Origin of the sequence: Nonomuraea polychroma (genome assembly GCF_004011505.1) — a bacterium.
Lineage (GTDB): Bacteria > Actinomycetota > Actinomycetes > Streptosporangiales > Streptosporangiaceae > Nonomuraea > Nonomuraea polychroma.
This window is the reverse complement of record NZ_SAUN01000001.1, coordinates 2,827,986-2,849,278: the sequence shown is the minus strand read 5'-3', so window position 1 is coordinate 2,849,278 and position 21,293 is coordinate 2,827,986. Positions and strand designations below refer to the sequence as shown.

Annotated in this window: 21 protein-coding genes; 13 read left to right on the top strand and 8 right to left on the bottom strand. The window is 69.6% G+C overall.

Going from position 1 to position 21,293, the window contains the following annotated elements:
* Window positions 1–51: 51 nt before the first annotated feature.
* From EDD27_RS12625 to EDD27_RS12590, 8 genes are all read left to right on the top strand, one after another.
* Window positions 52–447 (top strand): MerR family transcriptional regulator, encoded by a 396-nt coding sequence (locus EDD27_RS12625; protein WP_127932598.1) that lies wholly within the window; start codon window positions 52–54, stop codon window positions 445–447.
* 139 nt (window positions 448–586) lie between these two features.
* Window positions 587–796: a hypothetical protein gene (locus EDD27_RS12620; RefSeq protein ID WP_127932597.1), complete on the top strand. Its 210-nt coding sequence runs from the start codon at window positions 587–589 to the stop codon at window positions 794–796.
* Between the two features lie 788 nt (window positions 797–1,584).
* Window positions 1,585–2,922, top strand: coding sequence for an ABC transporter substrate-binding protein (locus tag EDD27_RS12615; protein ID WP_127932596.1), 1,338 nt, complete (start codon window positions 1,585–1,587; stop codon window positions 2,920–2,922).
* A 69-nt stretch (window positions 2,923–2,991) separates the two neighbouring features.
* Window positions 2,992–3,948, top strand: coding sequence for a carbohydrate ABC transporter permease (locus EDD27_RS12610; protein WP_127932595.1), 957 nt, complete (start codon window positions 2,992–2,994; stop codon window positions 3,946–3,948).
* Complete coding sequence (locus EDD27_RS12605) at window positions 3,945–4,775, top strand: carbohydrate ABC transporter permease (RefSeq protein WP_127932594.1); 831 nt, start codon at window positions 3,945–3,947, stop codon at window positions 4,773–4,775. The genes EDD27_RS12610 and EDD27_RS12605 overlap by 4 nt, the downstream gene beginning before the upstream one ends.
* Window positions 4,772–6,181: a GH1 family beta-glucosidase gene (locus EDD27_RS12600; protein ID WP_127932593.1), complete on the top strand. Its 1,410-nt coding sequence runs from the start codon at window positions 4,772–4,774 to the stop codon at window positions 6,179–6,181. The genes EDD27_RS12605 and EDD27_RS12600 overlap by 4 nt, the downstream gene beginning before the upstream one ends.
* Entirely contained in the window at window positions 6,162–7,160 is a 999-nt protein-coding gene (locus EDD27_RS12595) for a LacI family DNA-binding transcriptional regulator (RefSeq protein ID WP_127932592.1), read from the top strand. Before EDD27_RS12600 ends, EDD27_RS12595 begins: the two co-directional genes overlap by 20 nt.
* A gap of 15 nt (window positions 7,161–7,175) precedes the next feature.
* Complete coding sequence (locus EDD27_RS12590) at window positions 7,176–8,171, top strand: phosphotransferase family protein (protein WP_127932591.1); 996 nt, start codon at window positions 7,176–7,178, stop codon at window positions 8,169–8,171.
* Here EDD27_RS12590 and EDD27_RS12585 read toward each other — a convergent pair.
* Complete coding sequence (locus EDD27_RS12585; protein WP_127932590.1) at window positions 8,115–10,385, bottom strand: M64 family metallopeptidase; 2,271 nt, start codon at window positions 10,383–10,385, stop codon at window positions 8,115–8,117. The two genes, EDD27_RS12590 and EDD27_RS12585, sit on opposite strands and share 57 nt — an antisense overlap.
* A 62-nt stretch (window positions 10,386–10,447) precedes the next feature.
* Window positions 10,448–11,338, bottom strand: a complete 891-nt coding sequence (locus EDD27_RS12580) for an anti-sigma factor (protein ID WP_164903589.1) — start codon at window positions 11,336–11,338, stop codon at window positions 10,448–10,450.
* Between the two features lie 175 nt (window positions 11,339–11,513).
* On the opposite strand from EDD27_RS12580, the gene EDD27_RS12575 reads away from it, so the two are divergent.
* Both EDD27_RS12575 and EDD27_RS12570 read left to right on the top strand, forming a co-directional pair.
* Entirely contained in the window at window positions 11,514–12,851 is a 1,338-nt protein-coding gene (locus EDD27_RS12575; RefSeq protein WP_127932588.1) for a class II 3-deoxy-7-phosphoheptulonate synthase, read from the top strand.
* A 438-nt stretch (window positions 12,852–13,289) separates the two neighbouring features.
* The gene (locus tag EDD27_RS12570; RefSeq protein WP_241563995.1) at window positions 13,290–14,072 is read left to right on the top strand and encodes an SAM-dependent methyltransferase; all 783 of its coding nucleotides are present in this window, start codon (window positions 13,290–13,292) and stop codon (window positions 14,070–14,072) included.
* A gap of 102 nt (window positions 14,073–14,174) precedes the next feature.
* Here the strand turns inward: EDD27_RS12570 and EDD27_RS12565 are convergent, their stop codons facing one another.
* Entirely contained in the window at window positions 14,175–14,549 is a 375-nt protein-coding gene (locus EDD27_RS12565; RefSeq protein ID WP_127932586.1) for a thioredoxin family protein, read from the bottom strand.
* Between the two features lie 104 nt (window positions 14,550–14,653).
* Window positions 14,654–16,348 (bottom strand): ExeM/NucH family extracellular endonuclease, encoded by a 1,695-nt coding sequence (locus tag EDD27_RS12560; RefSeq protein ID WP_127932585.1) that lies wholly within the window; start codon window positions 16,346–16,348, stop codon window positions 14,654–14,656.
* Window positions 16,349–16,453: 105 nt separating this feature from the next.
* Here EDD27_RS12560 and EDD27_RS12555 point away from each other — a divergent pair, with 105 nt between their 5' ends.
* Window positions 16,454–17,764: a pentapeptide repeat-containing protein gene (locus tag EDD27_RS12555; protein WP_127932584.1), complete on the top strand. Its 1,311-nt coding sequence runs from the start codon at window positions 16,454–16,456 to the stop codon at window positions 17,762–17,764.
* Window positions 17,765–17,807: 43 nt separating this feature from the next.
* Here EDD27_RS12555 and EDD27_RS12550 read toward each other — a convergent pair whose 3' ends face one another.
* The 3 genes from EDD27_RS12550 to EDD27_RS12540 are packed head-to-tail and all read right to left on the bottom strand — an operon-like array spanning window position 17,808 to window position 18,914.
* The gene (locus EDD27_RS12550) at window positions 17,808–18,248 is read right to left on the bottom strand and encodes an SRPBCC family protein (RefSeq protein ID WP_127932583.1); all 441 of its coding nucleotides are present in this window, start codon (window positions 18,246–18,248) and stop codon (window positions 17,808–17,810) included.
* On the bottom strand, window positions 18,232–18,564 hold the full coding sequence (locus EDD27_RS12545) for an ArsR/SmtB family transcription factor (RefSeq protein WP_127932582.1): 333 nt from the start codon (window positions 18,562–18,564) through the stop codon (window positions 18,232–18,234). The genes EDD27_RS12550 and EDD27_RS12545 overlap by 17 nt, the downstream gene beginning before the upstream one ends.
* Window positions 18,561–18,914 (bottom strand): VOC family protein, encoded by a 354-nt coding sequence (locus tag EDD27_RS12540; protein WP_127932581.1) that lies wholly within the window; start codon window positions 18,912–18,914, stop codon window positions 18,561–18,563. The genes EDD27_RS12545 and EDD27_RS12540 overlap by 4 nt, the downstream gene beginning before the upstream one ends.
* A 105-nt stretch (window positions 18,915–19,019) precedes the next feature.
* On the opposite strand from EDD27_RS12540, the gene EDD27_RS12535 reads away from it, so the two are divergent.
* On the top strand, window positions 19,020–19,700 hold the full coding sequence (locus EDD27_RS12535) for a permease prefix domain 1-containing protein (protein WP_127932580.1): 681 nt from the start codon (window positions 19,020–19,022) through the stop codon (window positions 19,698–19,700).
* Here EDD27_RS12535 and EDD27_RS12530 read toward each other — a convergent pair.
* Window positions 19,692–20,027 (bottom strand): helix-turn-helix transcriptional regulator, encoded by a 336-nt coding sequence (locus tag EDD27_RS12530; RefSeq protein ID WP_127932579.1) that lies wholly within the window; start codon window positions 20,025–20,027, stop codon window positions 19,692–19,694. The genes EDD27_RS12535 and EDD27_RS12530 overlap by 9 nt on opposite strands.
* An 86-nt stretch (window positions 20,028–20,113) precedes the next feature.
* On the opposite strand from EDD27_RS12530, the gene EDD27_RS12525 reads away from it, so the two are divergent.
* Window positions 20,114–21,283, top strand: a complete 1,170-nt coding sequence (locus EDD27_RS12525) for a cytochrome ubiquinol oxidase subunit I (protein ID WP_127932578.1) — start codon at window positions 20,114–20,116, stop codon at window positions 21,281–21,283.
* The last annotated feature ends 10 nt before the right edge of the window (window positions 21,284–21,293 follow it).

The following is a 21,293-nucleotide window of genomic DNA, read 5'->3' as shown; positions in this document are numbered from 1 at the left end:
AGCTAAACTGTCACATCGATGTGATAGTCAAGCCGTACGCCGGAGGGCAACATGCGCATCGGGGAACTCGAACACCGCACCGGGGTCAACCGGCGCCTCCTGCGCTACTACGAGGAGCAGGGCCTCCTCCGCCCCGAGCGCAAACCCAGCGGCTACCGGGACTACGCCGAATCGGACGTGGCAACCGTCCGCCACATCCGCAACCTGCTCGCCGCCGGACTGTCCACGATCACCATCGCCGACCTGCTGCCCTGCATGGGCAAGGACGGCGACGCTCTCATCGCCGACTGTCCCGAACTCCTGCTCGACCTCCACCGCGAACGCGCCCGTATCCAGGCCGCCATCCACGAACTGGAGACCGCCCGCACCACCCTGGACGCGGTCATCGCCACCGCACCCCCCGAGGCCGAGCAGGCCGCCCGCGCCTTGCTCACCCCAGCGTCCTGACGGATCCGATACGGCAGGCGCACGGGCTGCTGGGGCCTGGCCATCACCCACCGCAAGGGCAACCTGTCATGGATCTCCGCCGCCAAGCCCGGCCGCTCCAGCGAGATCACCATCGCCCGCCACAACAAGATCACTGCGCTTGCGGGAGGCCGGGCTCGGTGCCATCGGCGATCTGGGCTTCGTCGGCCTGGACGACGATCCTGACCATCCAGTCGTCATCACCGGCCGCCAGGCGGCCCGCGGCCGGCCGCTCACAGCCATAGACAAGGAGGTCAGCCAGCTCGTCAACGCCGAACGCGCCCCCGTCGAGCACGGCTTCGCCGCCCTGAAGAACTGGCGGATCCTCTAAGGTCCGCATGTACGCCGGTCGCGCCACCACGCTGCTGCGCGCCCTGATGGTCCCGGTCAACGCCGAGATCGCCCGATGACAGATGATCGCTCGATCAGAGACTCCGCCACTACCAGCACGAGTACGCCCCAACCGTGCCACACCAGGCTGTGCACCTGCGACTTCAGGATGAAACGATCTCAATCGCGCCGAACTATTTCGCTGAGATCACCTCAATGAGCGCCGAATTCGTCAACTGGAGCGAGGTCAAGGCCAAGCCGCGCGAGTTCGACCCCCGGAGCGATTCGGAACGTGAAGTGGGCCGGGAGGCGGCGCGGGCGCGGCGCGAGGCGTACCAGCACCCTCGCCAGAGAGCTGTTCGACCTTGTCGAGCAGAGCGAGCCATCGCCTCCCGGCCGCCGGGCCCGAGCTATCCGGTGTGCCGCCAGCCGGTTCGACACCTTTGCCGCGGTCTCCCATCGGATGGCCTGGAAGCTGACGCGCGCGCCCCGCCGGACGCTCTTGACGCCCCCGCACCGGCGCCCCCTGAGGTGTGAGTTGCCCAGGATGCGACACAAAAGATGTCTCTTGTGGTGGGAGCGCTCCCAATCAGCTCTTTGAGAGGTTTGTCCAGGAAAGTCGGGCTTCAGAGTTCCAAATCGCACCATTGGTAACGGTTACGTTTCGGCGGATTGACGTGCGGACCCGGCAAGTGCACCCTTTGTGGGAGCGCTCCCAAAGACTCCCACCGCGGCGGAGCGCATGCCGCGGTGCACTCCCCCACCATTCACCCGAGAAGGGGTCCACCCATGATGATCAGCAAGCGGCGCGGCGGTCTTGCCGCGGCCTCGGTGCTCGCCGCGGCGGCGCTGACCGTCGCGTCCTGCAGCTCCGGCGGCACCTCGCAGTCCAGCGCTCCCGCTTCCTCCGCCCCTGCCGAGCCGGTCACGATCCGCGTGCAGACCTTCGGCGGCGGCACCAACTTCGGCTACGAGAAAGCCGTCGCCAAGTGGAACGCCGAGCACAAGGACATCCAGATCAAGCACGAGAACCTGACCGACCAGTTCGAGCAGGTGTACTGGCCACAGATGATCCAGTGGCTCACGTCCGGCAACGGCGCGGGCGACGTGGTCGGCATCGACGAGGGCGGCATGGGCCTGGCCAAGGCGCACCCCGAATGGTGGGCCGACCTGAAGGAGCACGGCCTGGAATCCCGCAAGGCGGACTTCCCCGCCTGGAAGTGGGAGACCGGCGTCGCCTCCGACGGCAAGGTCTTCGGCCTGGGCACCGACATCGGCGGCATGAGCATCTGCTACCGCACCGACCTGTTCAAGAAGGCCGGCCTGCCCACGGAACGGGACAAGGTCAGCGCCCTGTGGCCGACGTGGGACGCCTTCATGAAGGTCGGCCAGGACTTCCAGGGCAAGGTCAAGGACACCAAGTGGGCTGACGGCACCAACACGCTGTACCAGGTGGTGCTGTACCAGGAGGCGGCCAAGAACGGCAACGTCGCCTACTTCGACCAGCAGAACAACCTCATCGTCGACAAGAACCCGGCGGTGAAGACGGCGTTCGACTTCGCCCAGAAGATGACCCAACAGGGCCTGACCGCCAAGCTGCGCAACTTCACCCCCGAGTGGGCGGCGGGCACCCAGAAGGGCGCGTTCGCCACGCTCGGCTGCCCGTCCTGGATGCTCGGCGTGGTCAGCGGCAACGCCGGCGAGAGCGGGTCGGGCAAGTGGGACGTGGCCTCGGTCCCGGGCGGCGGCGGCAACTGGGGCGGCTCCTGGCTGGCCGTGCCCAAGCAGTCCAAGCACCCGAAGGAAGCGGCCATGGTCGCCGACTACCTGACGCAGGCGCAGACCCAGGCGAGCATCTTCGCCGACTTCGGCAACATGCCGAGCAACACCAAGGCCCAGCAGGAGCCGGCCGTGCAGGGCGCGAAGAACGAGTTCTTCAACGACGCCCCCATCGGTGAGATCTTCGCCAAGTCCGCCTCGAGCCTTCAGCCGGTCTTCCTCGGCGTGAAGCACGCGCAGGTGAAGAACGCCATCGAGTCGGTCATCCAGGGCATGGACGACGGCTCCGTCGCCCACGACAAGGCCTGGCAGCAGCTGGTCGACGACGCGGTCAAGGCCGCGGGCTGATCTCCCCGCCCGGCCCGCCAGAAGCGGGCCGGGCACGTTGCCGTCGACAAGCTGCCGAAAGGTTCTGTCATGAGCCTCGACACCCTTCCGCGGGCGACGCGGAGCTCCCACCGCCGTGGGCGCCCGCCCGGCCGCCGCTGGCGTTCCCGGCTGGACGTCAAGGCGATGCCGTACGCCCTGGTGTCCCCCTACTTCATCCTGTTCGCCGCCTTCGGGCTCTTCCCGTTGGCCTTCACGCTGTACTACTCGCTCTACGACTACGACCTGGCCGGGACCACGGAGTGGGCCGGGCTGGACAACTACACCGCGCTGCTGGGCGACGAGGACTTCTGGCGTGCCGTCATCAACACGATCGGCATGTTCGTCATCGCCACCGTCCCGCAGATGTTGCTGGCGCTGTTTCTCGCCAACGCGCTCAACAAACGTTTCAAGCTGCGCCTCGCGATCCGCATGAGCGTGCTGCTCCCGTTGGTGACGTCGGTGGTCGCGGTTGCGGTGGTGTTCACGCAGCTGTTCGCCCGGGACTGGGGCCTGGTCAACTGGATCCTCAGTTGGTTCGGCATGGACGCGCTGAACTGGCGGGCCGAGCGCATCCCGTCGTGGATCGCCATCGCCACCATGGTCGACTGGCGCTGGACCGGCTACAACGCGATCATTTTCCTGGCCGGCATGCAGACGATCCCGCGTGACCTGTACGAGGCCGCCGCCATCGACGGCGCGTCCCGGCGCCGGCAGTTCTGGCAGATCACGCTGCCGATGCTGCGCCCCACCATGATCTTCGTGGTGCTCAACTCCACGATCGGCGGGCTGACGCTGTTCTCCGAGCCGACCACGTTCTACAACGGCAATGTCGACGGCGGGTCGCAGGGCCAGTTCCAGACGGTGGCCATGTTCATCGTCAAGGAGGGCTTCCGCGAGTTCGACTACGGCTACGCGGCCGCGGCCGCCTGGCTGCTGTTCCTTCTCATTCTCATCGGAGCGGCGATCAACTTCCTGTTCGTGCGCAGGATCGGGGGCACGAGATGAACAACTGGTCTCCGACCATTCTCACCAGGGTCATGCTGGGGGTGGCCGTCTTCCTGTCGGCGTTCCCGCTGTACTGGATGCTGGTGATCGCGTCGCGGACGAACGCCGACGCGGTGGCGATGCCGCCGCCGCTGCTGCCGGGCGGGAACCTCGGCGAGAACATCCTCGCGGTGATCAACCACGAGGACGCCAAGTTCCTGCTGGGCCTGACGAACTCGTTCATCGTCGCCACCACGGTCACCGTCTCGGTCGTCATCATCTCGACGCTGGCCGGCTTCTCCTTCGCCAACCTGAACTTCAAGGGCAGGAACCTGCTGCTGGTGCTGGTGCTGCTGACGATGGCGGTGCCGCTGCAGCAGATGGGCGTGGTGCCGCTCTACCGGCTCATGGTGAGCCTGGAGTGGACGGGCACGCTCAAGGCGGTCATCCTGCCGTACCTGCTCAACGGGTTCGGCGTGTTCCTGATGACGCAGTACACCCGGCAGGCCGTGCCGATGGAGCTGGTCGAGGCGGCCAGGGTGGACGGCGCCGCCACGCTGCGGATCTGGTGGAACGTCGTGCTGCCCGCCGTGCGTCCGGGCATGGCGGTGCTGGGCATCAACACGTTCATGCTCATGTGGAACGACTTCATGTGGCCGCTGATCGTGCTGAACGCGGACAACCCGACGGTGCAGATCGCGATCACGAATCTCAACGCGAGGTTCTCCACGAACTACACGTTGATCTTCGCGGGCACGGCGCTGTCCATCATTCCGCTCGTCGCGGTATTCGTCGTATTCGGCCGTCAGATCGTCGGCGGACTCATGGAAGGTGCGGTCAAAGCGTGACGACACAAGAGGAACAGACGCGTGCCGGGCTGCGCTTTCCCGCGGGCTTCACGCTGGGCGCGGCGACCTCGGCGTACCAGATCGAAGGTGCCGTCGACGAGGACGGGCGCGGCACCTCCATCTGGGACACGTTCGCCAAGACACCGGGCCGGGTGCTGAACGGGCACAACGCGGACGTGGCCATCGACCACTACCACCGCTATCGGGACGACGTCGCCCTCATGGCGGACCTGGGCCTGACGGCCTACCGGTTCTCGGTCTCCTGGCCCCGCATCCAGCCGACCGGCTCGGGCAAGGTCAATCAGAAGGGGCTGGACTTCTACAAGCGGCTCACCGACGAGCTGCGGGGGCACGGCATCGACCCGTGGCTGACCCTCTACCACTGGGACCTGCCGCAGGAGCTGGAGGACAAGGGCGGCTGGCCCAACCGCGACGTCGCGTACTGCTTCGCCGACTACGCGGCGACGGTGCACGAGGCGCTGAAGGATCACGTGCACACCTTCAGCACCGTCAACGAGCCATGGTGCGCCGCGTTCCTCGGCTACGCCTCGGGCGAGCACGCCCCTGGCCGGCGTGAGCCGCAGAACGCGATCAGGGGCGCGCACCACCTCAACTTGGCGCACGGGCTGGCGGTGCAGGCGATGGGCGCCCGGCGGGTGGGCGGCTGCGTCAACCTGTACGCGGTCGACCCGGCGACCGACAGCGTGGAGGACCTGGACGCGGCGCGGCGCATCGACGGGCTGCAGAACCGGTTCTTCCTGGACGCGCTGCTGCTGGGCCGCTATCCGGAGGACGTGCTGGACGACCTGCCGGTCGAGATCGACTTCATTCAGCCGGGCGACATGAAGACCATCAACGCGCCCATCGACCTGCTGCTCGTCAACTACTACAGCCGCTTCACGGTCTCGGGAGCACCAGGCGGCAAGCAGTCGGCGTCGGCCGCTCCCACGGACACGGGTTCGCCGTGGGTGGGCAGCGAGCACGTGTCGTTCGTCAGCGCCGGTCATCCGGTGACGGCGATGGGCTGGGAGATCGACGAGAGCGGCCTCGTGGAGGTCCTCACGCGGGTGGCACGGGAGTACCCGGCGATCCCGATGGTGGTCTCCGAGAACGGCGCCGCCTTCGACGACGAGCTGGTGGACGGCCGGATCCACGACCGTGAGCGGCAGGGGTACGTGGAGGCGCACCTTGGCGCGTGCAAGGAAGCCATCGACCGGGGTGTGCCCCTGGAGGGCTATTTCGCCTGGTCGCTGATGGACAATTTCGAGTGGGCGTGGGGCTACGGCAAGCGGTTCGGCCTGGTCCATGTGGACTTCGAGACCCAGGAGAGGCGGCTGAAGGACAGCGCGCTCTGGTACTCGGAGATCATCCGGCAGAATAGTCAGCATGAACCGACCGACTCTTGAGGCTGTCGCGGCTCGGGCCGGGGTAGGCCGGGGCACGGTGTCGAGAGTCATCAACGGCTCGCCGAACGTCAGCGCCAAGGCCCGCGAGGCCGTTGAGCTGGCCATTCGCGAGCTGGGCTACGTGCCCAACCGTGCCGCGCGTGCCTTGGTGACGCGCCGTACGGACACGGTGGCGCTGGTGGTGTCCGAGTCGCAGCTGCGGGTGTTCGACGAGCCTTACTTCGCCGGCACCATCCGCGGCATCGGCTCGGCGCTGGCCGAGACCGGGCTCCAGCTCATCCTGGCCATGGCGCGCACCCCCGAGGAGCACGAGCGCCTGGAGACCTACCTGACGGGGCAGCACGTCGACGGCGTGCTGCTGCTGTCGCTGCACGGCGCCGACCCGCTCCCGGGCCGGCTGGAGGCGATGGGGGTGCCGACCGTACTGGGCGGCCTCCCCGTCGGCCTCAACCCATACAGCTACGTGGACATGGACAACAGGGCAGGGGCCCGGCAGGCGGTCAAGCACCTGCTGGGCCTCGGCCGCCGCCGGATCGCCACGATCGCCGGCGCCCAGGACATGGGCGTGGGTGTGGACCGTCTGGCCGGCTACCGTGACGCGTTGCTGCCCTCGGGCCTGCCGGAGCTGGTGGCCTACGGCGACTTCTCCGAGCAGAGCGGCGCGGCCGCGATGGCCGAGCTGCTGGATCGCCATCCCGACCTCGACGCGGTGTTCGCGGCCTCCGACCCGATGGCGCTGGGCGCGATGCGGGTGCTCAAGGCCGCCGGCCGGGCGATCCCGGAGGACGTGGCGGTGATAGGATTTGACGACTCCAAGGCCGCGCTGAGCGCCGACCCGCCGCTGACCACCGTCCACCAGCCGACCGAGGCCATGGGCCGGCAGATGGCCAAGCTGCTCGTCGCCCGCATCAACGGCGAGGTGCTGCGCCAGCCCGTCGTGATCCTGGACACCCATCTCGTACGCCGCGAATCCGCCTGACCAGCGAGGAGTTCTGTGGACAGCAGGACCAAGCGCCAACTATCCGCCGCCGAGCTCGACGCGCTCGCCCGCCGGGCGCTGGGCACGGGCGTGGCGTCTTCGACCGAGCTGACCGACGGCTACGCCAACGCCGTCTGGCGGCTCGCGCTCGAGGACGGCCGCGACGTGGTGCTGAAGTTGTCGCCGCACCCCGACCTGGACCAGCTCAGCTACGAGCGCAACCTGCTGCGCACGGAGGCCGCCGCCATCGAGCTCGCGATCGGGGCGGGGGTCCCGGTCGCGCCGCTGGTGCACGCCGGCTACGACGACCCGGTGCTGGGTGGCGACTACCTCATGCTGGCCGCGCTGGACGGCGTGTCGTGGAACGACGTCAAGCCGGACGGCGAGGACGCGCTGCGCCGGGAGCTGGGCCGGCATCTGGCCAGGCTCAACGCGGTGACGGGCGAGGTGTTCGGCTATCCGTACGCCGGGATCGTGGGGACGACGTGGCGCGAGGCGTTCCTGGCGATGGTGGCGGCGCTGATCGCTGACACCGAGCGTTATCCGACGCCGCTGCCCCGGCCGGCCGAGGAGATCATGGCCGTGTTCGAGAACGCCTCGCCCGCGCTCGACGAGGTGACGACGCCGCACCTGGTCCACTTCGACGTGTGGGTGGGCAACGTCTTCCTGGACCTGCGCGGCACGCCGCGGATCCAGGCCATCATCGACCACGAGCGGGCGTTCTGGGGCGACCCGATCGCCGAGTTCGTCACACCGACGATCTTCGGCGAGCTGCGCGAGGACGACCCGCTGCTCGCGGGCTACCGGGAGGTGACGCCGCTGGAGCTGACTCCGGCGGCGCTCACCCGGCTCGACCTCTACCGGGCCTACCTCTCCTTGATCCTGCTGGTGGAGAACGGTCCCCGGCAATACCCGGAGGACGAGTACGCCAGGCTCCGCGACGGCGCGACGCGGTCACTGACCGACATGCTGGATCGCCTCGTACGCTCCTCCCTCGGCGCCCTGGGTTAGCTTCGCGCACTGGCCGGCGCCCGCGCCGGCCAGCTCGTTCGGCACGCCGAGGTCCGCCGGCGCGGATGTGTTGCCCATGCAGGCGAGGGCTCCCTTGACGGAGGCGCCGGACAGGATCGGCGCCGTGTTGCCGGTCAGCAGCGCGGCGCCGCGCAGATCGGCGCCCACGACGATCAGCTCGGCCGCGCCGCTGACGGTCAGGGCGCCCTCGACGCGGGCTTCGAGCAGGTGGACGGCGGCCGGCTTCGACGCGGCCAGCGCGCCCGTGACGCGGCCGCCGGTGACCACCAGCGAGGCGCCGGGCTTGACCGTGACAGGACCGGTCACCTGCGCGTGGTCGAGGCAGGTGACGCCGTCGGCGACGACGAGCGCGCCCCGGTGCTCGCCGGTGACCGTTCGGGTGCAGGCGGGCGGCGGCGCGATCGTGGTGACGGTGAAGCTCTTGGCCTTGCCGTAGTTGCCGGCGGCGTCGATCGAGCGGTATTCGATCGTGTGGCGGCCGCGCGGCAGCTTGCCGTACACGAGCGAGTCGATGACCGTGCCCTGCTCGGAGAACGTCCACGGCAGCTCGGAGGACGTGGGCCAGCCGAAGTAGTTGAACCAGCCGTCGCCGTCCACCCGGGACTCCGAGACCACGTACCCGTCGCGGTCGTCGGTCCCGGTGAGCCGCATCGAGAACGGGCCGTTGTAGACGTAGGTGTCACCCGACCGGGCCAGCGGCTGCGCCAGCTCGTACGCCGTACGCGGCCGCTCGGCGTCGACCGACCACGTGAGCGTGCGGGCGCCGAGCGCCGCGGTCAGCGTGTGCGTTCCCGGGCCGAGATCGAGCTCGCCCAGGTCGAGGTCGGTGCCGCCCTTGACCTGTTTCCCGTCGAGCGTCCAGGTGATCTCGGGGACGGCGCCGGCCGGGTGGGTGGTCTCGACGTACACGACGTCGGCGCGGCCGAGCGGCCGGTCCGTCGGCGTCGAGGAGACGACGGCGGGCTCGGCGCCGTCCGGCGGCGTGGTCAGCGCGGTGTCCACCGTCCAGGTGCGGGATCTGGTCATGGACTGCCTGATCGCCGGGTCCCTGACGAACTCGGTCGGGTCGGAGACGGTGGCCGTGACCGTGTGCGTGCCCGGCGCCAGGTTCAGCGTGCGCAGGTCGAGCGTGTCCCGGTCGTCCGGCAGGTCCCGGCCGTCCACGGTCCACGTCGTCGTCAGCGAGTGGCTCACGGGACGCATCGGCTCCACCCACAACACCCGGTCGGCGCCGACGGGCGCGTCCACGGGCGCGGAGTCCTGGATCAGCGTGGTCTTGGCGGTGATGCGCTGCGTCATGATCTCGCGGCTGACCTGGTCGAAGTAGTAGCCGAGCGTCTTCATCATCGAGTGCGCGCTCGGCCGCCACACGCCGGTCGTGTAGTAGAGGCCGCCCTCGTAGCGGCCGATCGGGCCGCCGGACTCGCTCGGCTCGCCCAGCCAGCGCCACCACTTCTTCTGCTGGTCGCGCAGCTGCTGCTCGGTCAGCAGGGTGTGGTGGGCGCTCGACGGCTCCGGGCCGGTGTAGGCGCCGCCGGGGACGCCGCGCTGGTAGTAGTCGTACTCGTCCTGCAGGCCGCCCAGGGAATGGCCCAGCTCGTGCGGGCTGATCAGGGCGGACATGCTGTTGCTGCCGGAGGCGGTGGCGTACGTGCCGCCGGCGCCGCCGTAGGTGGCGCTGTTGGCCAGCGCGAGGATCTGCCGGTTGGCGGGCGCGGTGCCGGTCACCAGGTTGGCGTACCGGGTGGCGGCGGCGTTGTCCATGGTGATGAGGCGCTGGACGCTGCTGGGGTTGCAGCGGCCCCAGAAGCCCATGCTCAGCGGCGTCGTCCGCCTGGGCGCGTCCAGGCCGGGGTCGCAGCTGATGCCGGACTCTCCGGAGACGATGTCGATCCGGTAGACGTTGATGTAGTTCCGGTACGACTTGAACGGCTCGATCGACCACATCACGTTGAGGTGCCGGTCGGCGTCGGCCTGGAACTCGGCCTGTTCGGCCTCGGTGTAGCCGTCGCCCATGAGGATCAGGTTGAACCGCTTGGCCGGCGGGCCGGTGACCTGCACGGGCACCACGGTGGCCGCGCCGGGCTCCGCGGCGACGGTGGCGGTGGCGGCGGCGGCGGCGGCGTCGGATAACGGGACGGACGACACGGACAGGACGGCGGCGGCCGTGATCAGGACCGCGAATCTGCGCATGCCTCGCACTATCTCTCAGCTGACGATCATTGCCCAGAGTGCCGCGGGCCGCCGGCGCGGGTTCAGGCCTCGGGCAGCTCGGCCAGCATGATGGGCTGCGTCGTGGGTTTCTCGGAGCCGCTCGCCGGCTCCACCGTGATCGCCACGCGGTCGTCGTCACGCAGCGGCGTGATCATCATGGGCGCGGTGACGCCGTCCTCGGCGGGGCCGAGCATCCCGGCCCGGCGCGGGCCGCCGGGGCCCATCAGCCACAGCTCGTACGCCTGCGTGTCCGGCAGCTTGCGCAGGTCGGACGAGGTGAACACCATGCGGCCCTTCGACCGCGAGATCACCACCGTGGCGGTGCCGCCGGAGGTGACCGGCCGGCGCAGCGTCTCGGCGTCGGGCGCGGCCAGGACGGCCACCAGCTCGCCGTTCCTGGCGGTCAGCTCGCCCAGGTCGCGGCGTGCGTCGAAGGCGACGGCGCCGAGCGCGACCGCGGCCGCCGCGGACATCGCCACCAGCCCCGCCACCACCTTCGAGCGCTTGCGCCGCAGCGGCACCACATTCCGGCGGCTCTCAGGACCGCCACTCTCGGGACCGCGACCCGCGGGACCGCCACCCGCGGACCGCGCCGGGTGTCCGGGCGGAAGGGCGAGCGTGGGCGCGTCGGCCGGCGCCGCTCCGGAGCCCCGTGTCTCGGGGCGCCGCCAGATCGTCGGGCTGTCGTCGGGCACCCCGCCCTCGCTCCGGGCTCGGGACTCGTGCGCGGCGGCCAGCAGGCGGCTGCGGAGCCGGTCGGGCGGCGACTCGGCCACCGTCTCCGCCAGCCTGGCGGCTGCCTCCCGCAGCCGCCGGACCTCGGCCCCGCAGACCTGGCACGCACGCAGGTGCTCCTCGAACAGCACCCACTCGGCGTACGGCAGTGCGTGCACAGCGTAGGCACCGGAGAGGGTGTGGGGTTCGTCGTTCATCATCCACTCCCACGGTGAGAGGCGGCTCACGCATGTACTTCGGCTGCTCGGGCACGCCGGATGGCCCCGGATCCTGCTCATTTCCCATGACGTGCGACACAGTGGACGGAGCGGGTGTCAAATCCTGGACATTGGGGTCGGTAGCGGCGGGCTACGTGGAATACCCTCGTATCTCGTGAGCAGCAATCTTCTGGATCTTGATTCCTGGCGAGCCCTCCCCGCGGCGCAACAGCCTGACTGGCCCGACCGCGGCGAGCTCGACAAGGTCGTCTCCGAGCTCGGCGGCCTGCCCCCCTTGGTCTTCGCCGGCGAGTGCGACCAGCTCAAGGACCAGCTGGCCGCCGTCGCCCGCGGCGAGGCCTTCGTCCTGCAGGGCGGCGACTGCGCCGAGACCTTCTCCGGCGCCACCGCCGACAACGTCCGCAACAAGCTCAAGACGCTGCTGCAGATGGCGATCGTGCTGACGTACGCGGGCAAGGTTCCGGTCGTGAAGATCGGCCGAGTCGCCGGCCAGTTCGCCAAGCCGCGTTCCAAGCCGACCGAGACCCGCGACGGCATCGAGCTGCCCGCCTACCGGGGCGACATGGTCAACGGTTTCGAGTTCACCGCCGAGTCGCGCAAGCCGGACCCGTGGCGGCTGCTCAAGGCATACCACTCCTCGGCCGTGACGCTGAACCTGGCGCGGGCGTTCACCAAGGGCGGCTACGCCGACCTGCGCCAGGTGCACGCCTGGAACCAGGACTTCGTGGCCGAGTCGCCGGCCGGGCGCCGCTACGAACAGCTGGCCAGGGAGATCGACCAGGCGCTGGCCTTCATGCACGCCTGCGGGGCCGATCCGGAGGAGTTCCACACGGTCGAGTTCTACTCCTCGCACGAGGCGCTGATCCTCGACTACGACCGGGCGCTCACGCGCATCGACTCGCGTACGGGGCTGCCGTACGACGTGTCGGCGCACATGGTCTGGATCGGCGAGCGCACCCGCCAGCTCGACGGGGCGCACGTCGACTTCTTCGCCCGCATCCGCAACCCGATCGGCGTCAAGCTCGGCCCGACGACCACGTCCGAGGAGGCGCTGGCGCTCGTCGAGCGGCTCAACCCGGGCAACGAGGCGGGGCGGCTCACGTTCATCACCCGGATGGGCGCCTCCAAGATCCGCGAGCACCTGCCCGCGCTGGTCAAGGAGGTCACGGCCTCCGGGGCACAGGTGGCGTGGATCTGCGACCCGATGCACGGCAACACGTTCGAGGCGCCGAGCGGGCACAAGACGCGGCGGCTCGATGACGTGCTGGACGAGGTGGCCGGGTTCTTCGAGGTGCACCGGGCGCTCGGCACGCATCCGGGCGGCATCCACATCGAGTTCACCGGCGACGACGTGACGGAGTGCGTCGGCGGCGGGCACGGGATCGTCGAGGGCGACCTGGCCACCCGCTACGAGACGGCCTGCGACCCGCGCCTCAACCGCAGCCAGTCCCTCGACCTGGCCTTCCGCGTCGCCGAGCTCTACCGCGGCTGACCCCGCACGCGGGCCGGACCACCCCGTCCGGCCCGCATCCGAACACCGCGTTCGGCCCGCATCCGGGCCAGATGTGCCCGCCCGCCGCGCCCGCCCCCACGTCCGCGGCGCATGCGCCCGCCCGCGCCCCCGGCCGCGTGTCCGGCCAGAACGCCGGATAGCCGCACCTGCCCGTGCCATCGCGTCTAGGGCGCGTATCCCTTCCGGCGAGGCCTTGCCTCCGTCGGCCCAGGTGGCGGACTGCCGCAGGCCTCCTCATAGGTGCCCGACCTGGGTCACGTGGCCGCCGTTCGCGGCCAGCCAGCCGCCCTCGCGGGGCGAATACATGGCGGCGGCGTGATCTGCGTCTCATCGGCGGCAAGACCAGAACGATTTTCGGGTTGCTGCGGGACCGGCGGCACTATGATCGCCCCCAAGACGCCAAAAATGGGAGAAAACGTGGACAGTGCCCCCGAGGGGGTGGACCCCAACGTCCCCAACGTCGCGCGAATGTATGACTATTACCTCGACGGCAAGGACAACTTCGCGGCCGACCGGGCAGCGGCGGAGCAGATACTCAAGACCTTCCCCAACACCAAGGAGGGCTGCCGCGCCAACCGCGCGTTTCTGAAGCGCGCCGTGCGGCACGTGGTGGACGAGGGCGTCCGGCAGATCGTGGATCTGGGCGCCGGCCTGCCGACCCAGGGCAACACTCACGAGATCGCCCCCGACGCGCGCGTCGTCTACGTGGACTACGACTCCGTGGTGTGCGTGCACGGCAGGGCGCTGCTGGCCAGGAGGGAGAACGTCGACTTCATCCAGGCCGACGTGCGCGATCCGGACGTGCTGCTGGACAAGCTGGACGGCCTGATCGACTTCGACAAGCCCGTGGCGTTCCTGCTGCTGGCCGTCCTGCACTTCGTCCCCGACGACAACGCCTACGACCTGGTGACGAAGCTGCGGGAGGTGAGCGCGCCCGGCAGCCACCTCGTGATCAGCCATGCCGTGGACAGCACGCCGGACACGACCCCGCAGGCGATCGAGATCTACAAGAAGGCCACGGCCTCGCTCAACCTGCGCACCCGCGAGGAGATCCTGCGCTTCTTCGACGGGTACGAGCTGGCCGAGCCGGGACTGACGTTCCCGGCCGGGTGGCGTCCGGACGACCCGGACGCCCCGGGCAACGGCATCGACTTCGGCTACGTGGGAGTCGCTCGCAAGCACAGAGCGGCGAACGCTTAGGCCCGAGAGCGGCAGCTTGCGTGACCAGCGAGGGCCGAGTGAGCGCGACCATAAGCACGAACATGCCGAAACCCCGCCTGGAAGGGCGGGGTTTTCGCGTTGTCAGTTCTGTTCGGCGTTCTTCATCTCCTCGGCGAGCTCGGCCCTGATGGCGTCCATGTCGAGCGCCCGCACCTGCCGGATCAGGTCCTCGAGCGCCGGCCCCGGGATGGCCCCGGCCTGTGCGAAGACCACGATGCCGTCGCGGATCGCCATGAGCGTGGGGATCGAGGTGATGTCGAAACCCTGTGCGAGCGCCTGCTCGGCATCGGTGTCAATCTTCCCGAAGGTGATGTCGTCGTGCTTGTCCGACGCCTGCTCGAAGATCGGCCCGAACTTCTTGCACGGCGGGCACCACTCTGCCCAGAAGTCGAGCAACACGATCCCCTTGTCGGCGATGTCGTTGAAGTTCTTCTCGGTTACTTCGATGGTCGCCACAAGCGGCTCCTTGCTCGTCGGTGACGTTTTGTCCTCGCTGTCAACCACGTACCCGCCTCCAGCATTCCATGCGCGGCCCCCGCTCGGGGCCGCGCATGGAAAGATCAGCGGGCGCTGGGCAGGCTCAGGCCCACGACCAGGGGATCATGGTCGGAGGAACGGTAGGCGTCCGGCTTGTACAGGCCGGGCGGGTTGTACTCGGTGTTGTAGTCGAGGATGCGCGGCTCGTCGGCGTTGATGTGCCAGATGGTCGCGCCGGTCACCCGCTTGAGCAGCTGCTTGCCGACCAGGGCGTGGTCGAGCTCGCCCGCGAGGCCGTCGAAGACGTAGCTGTAGCGCTGCGGCGCCGGCACGAACTTCTTGGTCACGCTGGCCAGGCCGCCGGCCTCCAGGGTGTCGATCGGGTCCTCCTCGCCGTAGGCGTTGAGGTCGCCGAGCACGATCGGGTTCGGCAGGTCCTGCTCCTCGATGATGCCGAGCAGGGCCTTGGCCTGGGCGACGCGGGTGGGGTTCCAGCAGCCCTGGCCGTCACCCTGGTCGGTGTCGGGGCCGCTGGAGGGGCAGGTGCCCTTGGACTTCAGGTGGTTGACCACCATCGTGAACGGCTGGCTGCCGCTCTTCCTGCGGAAGGTCTGGATCAGCGGCGGGCGGCTGAACACCGGGTCCTGGGACGCCTTGGCCTCGCCGACCGGGGTGAGCTTGCCCGGTTTGTAGATCAGGCCGACCTGGATGGCGTCGGTGCCGGGGTACGGGTGCGCGAGCGCCGCGTACGTGCCCGCCCCGACCTCGGCGTTGACGGCGTCCACGAGCGCCTGCAGCGCGGTCTGGCCGTTGTTCTCGACCTCCATGAGCGCGACCGCGTCCGCGTTGAGACCCTTGAGCGCGGCGACCAGCTTGGCGAGCTGGCGCTGCTGCTCCGCGGCGGTGGTGGCGCCGCGCGAGCCGAGCGTGGTGAACCAGTTGAGCGTGTTGAACGAGGCCACCTTGACGTTGCCGATGACCGGCAGCGGCCTGGGCAGGCGCGGGTTGAGGTTCTTGTAGTCGACCGGCTTGGTCGGCTGCAGCCGGTACTTGCCGAACCCGTACCCGAGCACGCCGGTGAGCCCGGTCGCCACGTCGCCGGCCCGCACGATCGGCGGCAGGGTGGCGGGGTTCTCCCGGTTGGAGCCGTCGTCGACGAGCAGCGAGCGGCGGGCGTTCAGCGCGGGGTCCGCGCCGGGCCGGTCCGTCGGCTGGTAGAGCCTGCCCTGCGAGGACAGCGTGACCTCGCCGTAGCGGCCCAGGTTGTAGTGGTCGCTGACGGTCAGCGGCTGCGTGAAGGTCAGCAGCATGTTCTCGGCGGGCTCGAGCCCGCCGGAGTCTGTGGGCAGCGTGTACGACTGCGCCGCCACGCTCCCGGCACCGCACACGTCCACCGCGGTGACCGGCGACAGCTCGGTCCACCCGTTGAACTCGATCGCGCGGCCGGTGACCAGCACCCGGTCGCCGACCTTGACGTCCTTGAACGACTCGCGCGCGAACGCGAACAACCCTTCGGAGGTCTTCGGGTCGGCGTCGGGCCGCGTGTCCTGCAGGAAGAAACCGCTGAGCTGGTCGGTGCGCTGGAAGTCGCCGGTCACGACGCCCTCGACGCGCACGGTCTGGCCGGCCAGCGGGGTGGCGTCACCGGCGCCCTGCACCTGCGCGACGCGGTGAGTGGCGGGGGTGTCGCAAGGGGTGGCCGGGGCGGCCGCAGCCGGGGTCGCGGAGAGGGCCATCGCGACCATGGCAGCAAGGGATGCTCGGGATAAAACGCGCATGCCGGGAACTTTACGGCCTGTTCGACCGCATATTTCCACGTAAAAGTGGATAAAACATTAAAACATCGAACCTTGACACGTGGCCCTCGCGGGTATGACCACTGCATGGACTGGGTCACCTGCGCGTATTCGGTTGCCTGCAGCGGAATCACTACCCGGCCGTCCGGCCTCTGCCTCGCCCATCTGCCGCCCGAACAACTCCCTGAGGCGCTCGACCAGATGTTCCCCGGCCGCCTGCTCGACCTGCGGGGCACGACCGTCACCAGTGACCTGTTGTCCAGGGTTCTGGAGGCCATCGGCGACAGGCCGGGCCGGGCCCGGCTGGACCGGGTCAGGTTCACCGGCGACGTGCGGCTGTCGGGCGTGACGTTCGCCGGCGACGTCTCGCTCGACGGCGCCAGATTCGACCGGCTCGCCTCGTTCTTCGGCGCCCGGTTCGAGGGGAACGTGTCGCTGGCCGGCGCCAGGTTCGCCCGCGAATTGTCCTTCCACGGCGTCACCGTGCGCGGGCACGTCTCGCTCGACCGGGCCATGATGGCCCGCGACGCGCTGTTCAGCCAGGCGGTCTTCGGCCACGGGCTGTCCTGCGAGCGGGCCAGGTTCGACGGGTACGCCACGTTCGACGGGGCCCGCCTCGGTGACGGGGCCGCCTTCAGAGGGGCGCGTTTCGGCCGTACGCTGTCCTTCCGCAAGGTCAGCGGGCACGCCGGGTTCGAGGCCGCGCACTTCGCCGCGGACGCGTACCTGTCGGCCACCGGCCGGTTGTCGGCCGCTCGCGCCCGCGCCGACGGCCTGCTGGACGTGGCGGTGGCGCGGTGCGGCGTGGACCTGCGCGGGGTGGAGGTGGCGGGGACGACCACGCTGCGGCTGACCGACTCGCAGGCCGACCTGGAGGGCGCGGTGTTGCGTGGCCCGGCCACGGTGAGCGGCCGGGGCACCTCCACGGTGACCTCGCTGCGCCAGGTGGACGCCGCCGACCTGGCGCTGCGCGGGCTGGACCTGTCCTCCTGCCGGTTCGCGGGGCTCGCCCACCCGGCGGGTGTGCGGGTCAAGGACTGCACCTTCGCGCTGACCACGCGCGGCGTACGGGTGAGCCTGCGCCGGCCGATGCTGCGCTGGTTCTCCCGGCGCAGCGCCCTGGCGGACGAGCACGGCATCGACGGCGGGCCGGCCCCTGGTGATCCCGGCGTCACGCCTGACCGGCTGGCCGCGCTCTACGCCGGGCTACGGCCCAGCGACCGCGCCACGTCGGCGGACTTCGCGTTCGCGGCGATGGAGATGCGCCGCCGGGCCGGCCACCGGTGGTGGTTGTCGGTGTGGTGGCTGCTGTCCGGGTCCGGCATGCGCATGGGCCGGGCGGCGGCCTGGTTCACGCTGCTCGCGGCGCTGGCCGCGGCCGCCGTCCTGTGGGCCTGAGCCGTACCCCCTGGCGGGGGCATCTGGCCAGGACGATGCACCGTTAGAGCTGTGCCGCGATGTCGGCGACGCGGCGGAAGTGGGACGGCCAGCCGCCGCCCATGATCCGGCGCGACAACTGCTGGAGCTCGTCGTCCGGATCGAAGCCCTCGTGGTCGAGGAACAGCCTGGTGCCCTTGCCCTCGGGCTCCAGCCGCCAGGTGACCGTCCAGTCGGCCATCTTGCGGTCGCTCCAGCTGATCCTCAGCAGCTTCTCCGGCTCCAGCTCCAGCACCTCGCAGTAGACGATCCCGTCGAAGCCCACCTGCTTCTTGGGCTGGGTCTGGAACGTGAACCGATGGCCCACCTCCGGCTTGAAGTCGTTCGGCATGAGCCACTGGGCGACCAGCTCCGGCTCGGTGAGCGCCCGCCACACCTTCGCCGGCGGGTGCGCGATGAACTGGTCGAGCCTGATCGCACGGAGGTCTTCAGCTGTCCTGTCCATGGTCTTCCATTTCGTCGAGGAGCTTCGTCAGGTTCGCGAGCTTCTCCCGCCAGAACCGTTCGTACGGGGAGAGCCAGTCGCGGATCTCCATCAGCGGCGCCGGCTCCAGCCGGTAGTGCCGCTCCCGGCCCTTGCGCGTCTCGGACACGAGCCCGGCGTCCCTGAGCACCTTGAGGTGCTCCGACACGCTGGGCCGGCTCATGTCGAACCGCTCGGCCAGCCGGCCGGCGGGCTGGCCGCCCTCTTCGAGCAGCAGGCGCAGCAGCTCGCGCCGGGCCGGGCTGGCCAGCGCGGTGAACACGTGGTCGGCGGTCATAGCTCGCTGACGACGAAGCCGTTGCCGAAGGGGTCGTGGAAGAGCAGCTGCCGTCCCCACGGCTGGTCGGACGGCCCTTCGCAGGCGACGCCGTTGTCGCGCAGCCGTGCGGCCAGCGCGTCGAGGTCCGGCGCGCCGACCACGAGGCCGCCGATCGGCGCCATGTCAGGGAACCAGGAGGCCAGCAGGAGCGCGGTCTCGGCGCCCTTGGGAGCGACGGTGAGCCAGCGGCCCATCGGGAACGGGTTGTCGGTGCGCACCTCGAAGTCGAGCACGCCGGTGTAGAACGCCAGCGCCCGCTCCTGGTCGGCGACTGGCACGGTTATGGTGAGGATGGAAGAGATCGGCATGCCAGCCACTATACGTAGGTTTTTTCCTACGCGACAACCCGGCCGCGCAACATCGGGGAATTCCCCGAGTGAACCCCTGAGGGGGTCCCTCGTAGACTGACCATCATGCGTATCGACGACTACGTGGCCGAGCTCGACCACGCGCTCGCCGGGCCCCACGGCCCCAAACGCGATCTGGTCGTCGAGGCGCGGGACAGCCTGACCGACACCGCCGACGCCCTCGAGGCCGGCGGGCTCGACCGGGCGGAGGCGGAGCGGATCGCGGTGGCGGAGTTCGGCCCCGTCGACGAGATCGCGCCCGGCTACCAGGCCGAGCTGACCTCCACGTCGGGGCGGCGGCTGGGTTTCCTGCTGTTCATCAGCGTGCCGATCATCGTGCTGATGTGGTCGGTGTTGTGGCGCATGTATCCCGCTGACGACGACGTCTGGAGGACCCAGCCCGCGTGGTTCTCGCCGGTCTCCCGGCTGCTGGACATCTTCCAGCTCGCGGTCGGCGTCTACGGCGGGCTCGTGCTGTTCGCGCTGGGCCGGGGCGCCAAGTGGATCCGCCGGCCGCGCCTGCTCACCAGGTCGCTGGCGGTGGTGGTGTGGATCTCGCTGCCGGTCAGCATCGGGCTCGCCCAGCTTCTCACGCACGGCACGGAAGGCGCCAACAGCCTGGACTTTCTGCCCTCCATGCTGGCCAACCTCGTGACCACGGCCCTGTGGGGACTGCAGGTCTACGGCGCTGTCTGGTGCATGCGCATCACCCGGGCCGCCCGCCCCGGCGCCGGCCGGTCAACCTGACGCCCGGGCCTCTGCGCGCAGCACGCTGCCGATCACGGTGGTGAACTCCCGCCAGGCCGACCGCTCCCCTTCGAGCTGCCTCCTGCCCGCGTCCGTCAGCCGGTACGTGCGGCGCTTGCGCCCGCCGACGGTCGCCCACTCGCTGGACAGATAGCCGATGCGCTCCAGCCTGCGCAGCGCCGGGTAGACCGTGCCCGTCGGCACGCTCAACGCTCCCCCGCTGCGTTCCTGCAACGCCTCGATGATGGCGTAGCCGTGCAGCGGCTCCCGCTCCAGCACTGAGAGCAGCAACGCGTCCATGTGCCCGCGCAGCGCGTCCGGATTCATATGTCAGATCTTAGGCAACCGGTCAGCATGTAGCCAGTCTACATGTAGGCTGTCTATATGTAGGTAGGCATAACAACGGAGTGGTGATGGATGTACTCGACCTGGCCCGCACCCAGTTCGCGGTGACCAGCGGCCTGCACTTCCTGTTCGTCGTGCTCACCCTGGGGCTTGCGCCGATGGTGGCGATCATGCACACCCGCTGGGCGATCTCGGGCAGGCCGCTGAACGAGGCGATGACCCGGTTCTGGGGGCAGATCTACGTCATCAACTACGCGCTGGGCATCGTGACGGGCCTGGTGATGGAGTTCCAGTTCGGGCTGTCGTGGAGCGGGCTTTCCCACTACGCGGGTGACGTGTTCGGCGCGCCGCTGGCCATGGAGACGCTGGTGGCCTTCTTCCTGGAGTCCACGTTCCTGGGACTGTGGATCTTCGGCTGGGGGCGGCTGCCGAAGTGGCTGCACCTGGCGTGCATCTGGCTGGTGACGCTGACGGCGTACGCCAGCGCGTTCTTCATCATGGTCGCCAACTCGTACCTGCAGAATCCGGTCGGCTCGGTCGTGCGCGACGGGCGGATGGAGCTGGTCGACTTCGGCGCGCTGCTCACCAACCCGTCGCTGGTCTTCGCGTTTCCGCATGTGGTGGCGGCCGGGCTGTTCACCGGGGCCATGGTGATGGTGGGGGCGAGCGCGTACCAGTTGCGGCGCCGTACCGAGCACGTGGAGTTCTTCACCAAGTCCCTGCGTGCCGGCGTGGTCGTGGCCGCGATCGGGATCTTCCTCACGATGGGGTTCGGCTACGCGCAGTTCGCCGTCATCCCGGTCGAGGGCAAATTCGACGGCAACGTGGGGGCGGCGATCGGGCTCGCGGTCATGATGGAGATCGGGCAGTTGCTGGGGCTGATCGTGCTGCTGGTGATGTTGCCGATGATCCGCGTCCTGCCACGCTGGCGGTGGACGCACCTGGTGCTGATGGCGATGACGCCGCTGCCGTTCGTGTTGTCCATCGCGGGCTGGGTGGCCAGGGAGGTCGGCCGGCAGCCGTGGATGATCTGGGAGAAGCTCACCGTGGCCGACGCCATGTCGCCGGGGCTGACCTCGGGCATGGTCACGGCCTCGCTGATCGGGTTCGTGGCCGTGCTGGGGTTGCTGGCGGTCGTCGACTACGTGCTCATCGCGCGGGTGGTCAAGCGGGGACCGCGCGGCCTGGATCTGGGCGCCGCCTCCGACGAGGCCCGTACGCCGGCTCTGAGCTTCTAGGGGTGCTGAC

Bases quoted from the DNA above. Each gene is read 5' to 3' on its own strand.
- EDD27_RS12625 (WP_127932598.1), top strand. From the start codon at position 52: ATGCGCATCGGGGAACTCGAACACCGCACCGGGGTCAACCGGCGCCTC.
- EDD27_RS12615 (WP_127932596.1), top strand. From the start codon at position 1,585: ATGATGATCAGCAAGCGGCGCGGCGGTCTTGCCGCGGCCTCGGTGCTC.
- EDD27_RS12610 (WP_127932595.1), top strand. From the start codon at position 2,992: ATGAGCCTCGACACCCTTCCGCGGGCGACGCGGAGCTCCCACCGCCGT.
- EDD27_RS12605 (WP_127932594.1), top strand. From the start codon at position 3,945: ATGAACAACTGGTCTCCGACCATTCTCACCAGGGTCATGCTGGGGGTG.
- EDD27_RS12595 (WP_127932592.1), top strand. From the start codon at position 6,162: ATGAACCGACCGACTCTTGAGGCTGTCGCGGCTCGGGCCGGGGTAGGC.
- EDD27_RS12585 (WP_127932590.1), bottom strand. From the start codon at position 10,385: ATGCGCAGATTCGCGGTCCTGATCACGGCCGCCGCCGTCCTGTCCGTG.
- EDD27_RS12580 (WP_164903589.1), bottom strand. From the start codon at position 11,338: ATGAACGACGAACCCCACACCCTCTCCGGTGCCTACGCTGTGCACGCA.
- EDD27_RS12560 (WP_127932585.1), bottom strand. From the start codon at position 16,348: ATGCGCGTTTTATCCCGAGCATCCCTTGCTGCCATGGTCGCGATGGCC.
- EDD27_RS12555 (WP_127932584.1), top strand. From the start codon at position 16,454: ATGGACTGGGTCACCTGCGCGTATTCGGTTGCCTGCAGCGGAATCACT.
- EDD27_RS12550 (WP_127932583.1), bottom strand. From the start codon at position 18,248: ATGGACAGGACAGCTGAAGACCTCCGTGCGATCAGGCTCGACCAGTTC.
- EDD27_RS12545 (WP_127932582.1), bottom strand. From the start codon at position 18,564: ATGACCGCCGACCACGTGTTCACCGCGCTGGCCAGCCCGGCCCGGCGC.
- EDD27_RS12540 (WP_127932581.1), bottom strand. From the start codon at position 18,914: ATGCCGATCTCTTCCATCCTCACCATAACCGTGCCAGTCGCCGACCAG.
- EDD27_RS12535 (WP_127932580.1), top strand. From the start codon at position 19,020: ATGCGTATCGACGACTACGTGGCCGAGCTCGACCACGCGCTCGCCGGG.
- EDD27_RS12530 (WP_127932579.1), bottom strand. From the start codon at position 20,027: ATGAATCCGGACGCGCTGCGCGGGCACATGGACGCGTTGCTGCTCTCA.
- EDD27_RS12525 (WP_127932578.1), top strand. From the start codon at position 20,114: ATGGATGTACTCGACCTGGCCCGCACCCAGTTCGCGGTGACCAGCGGC.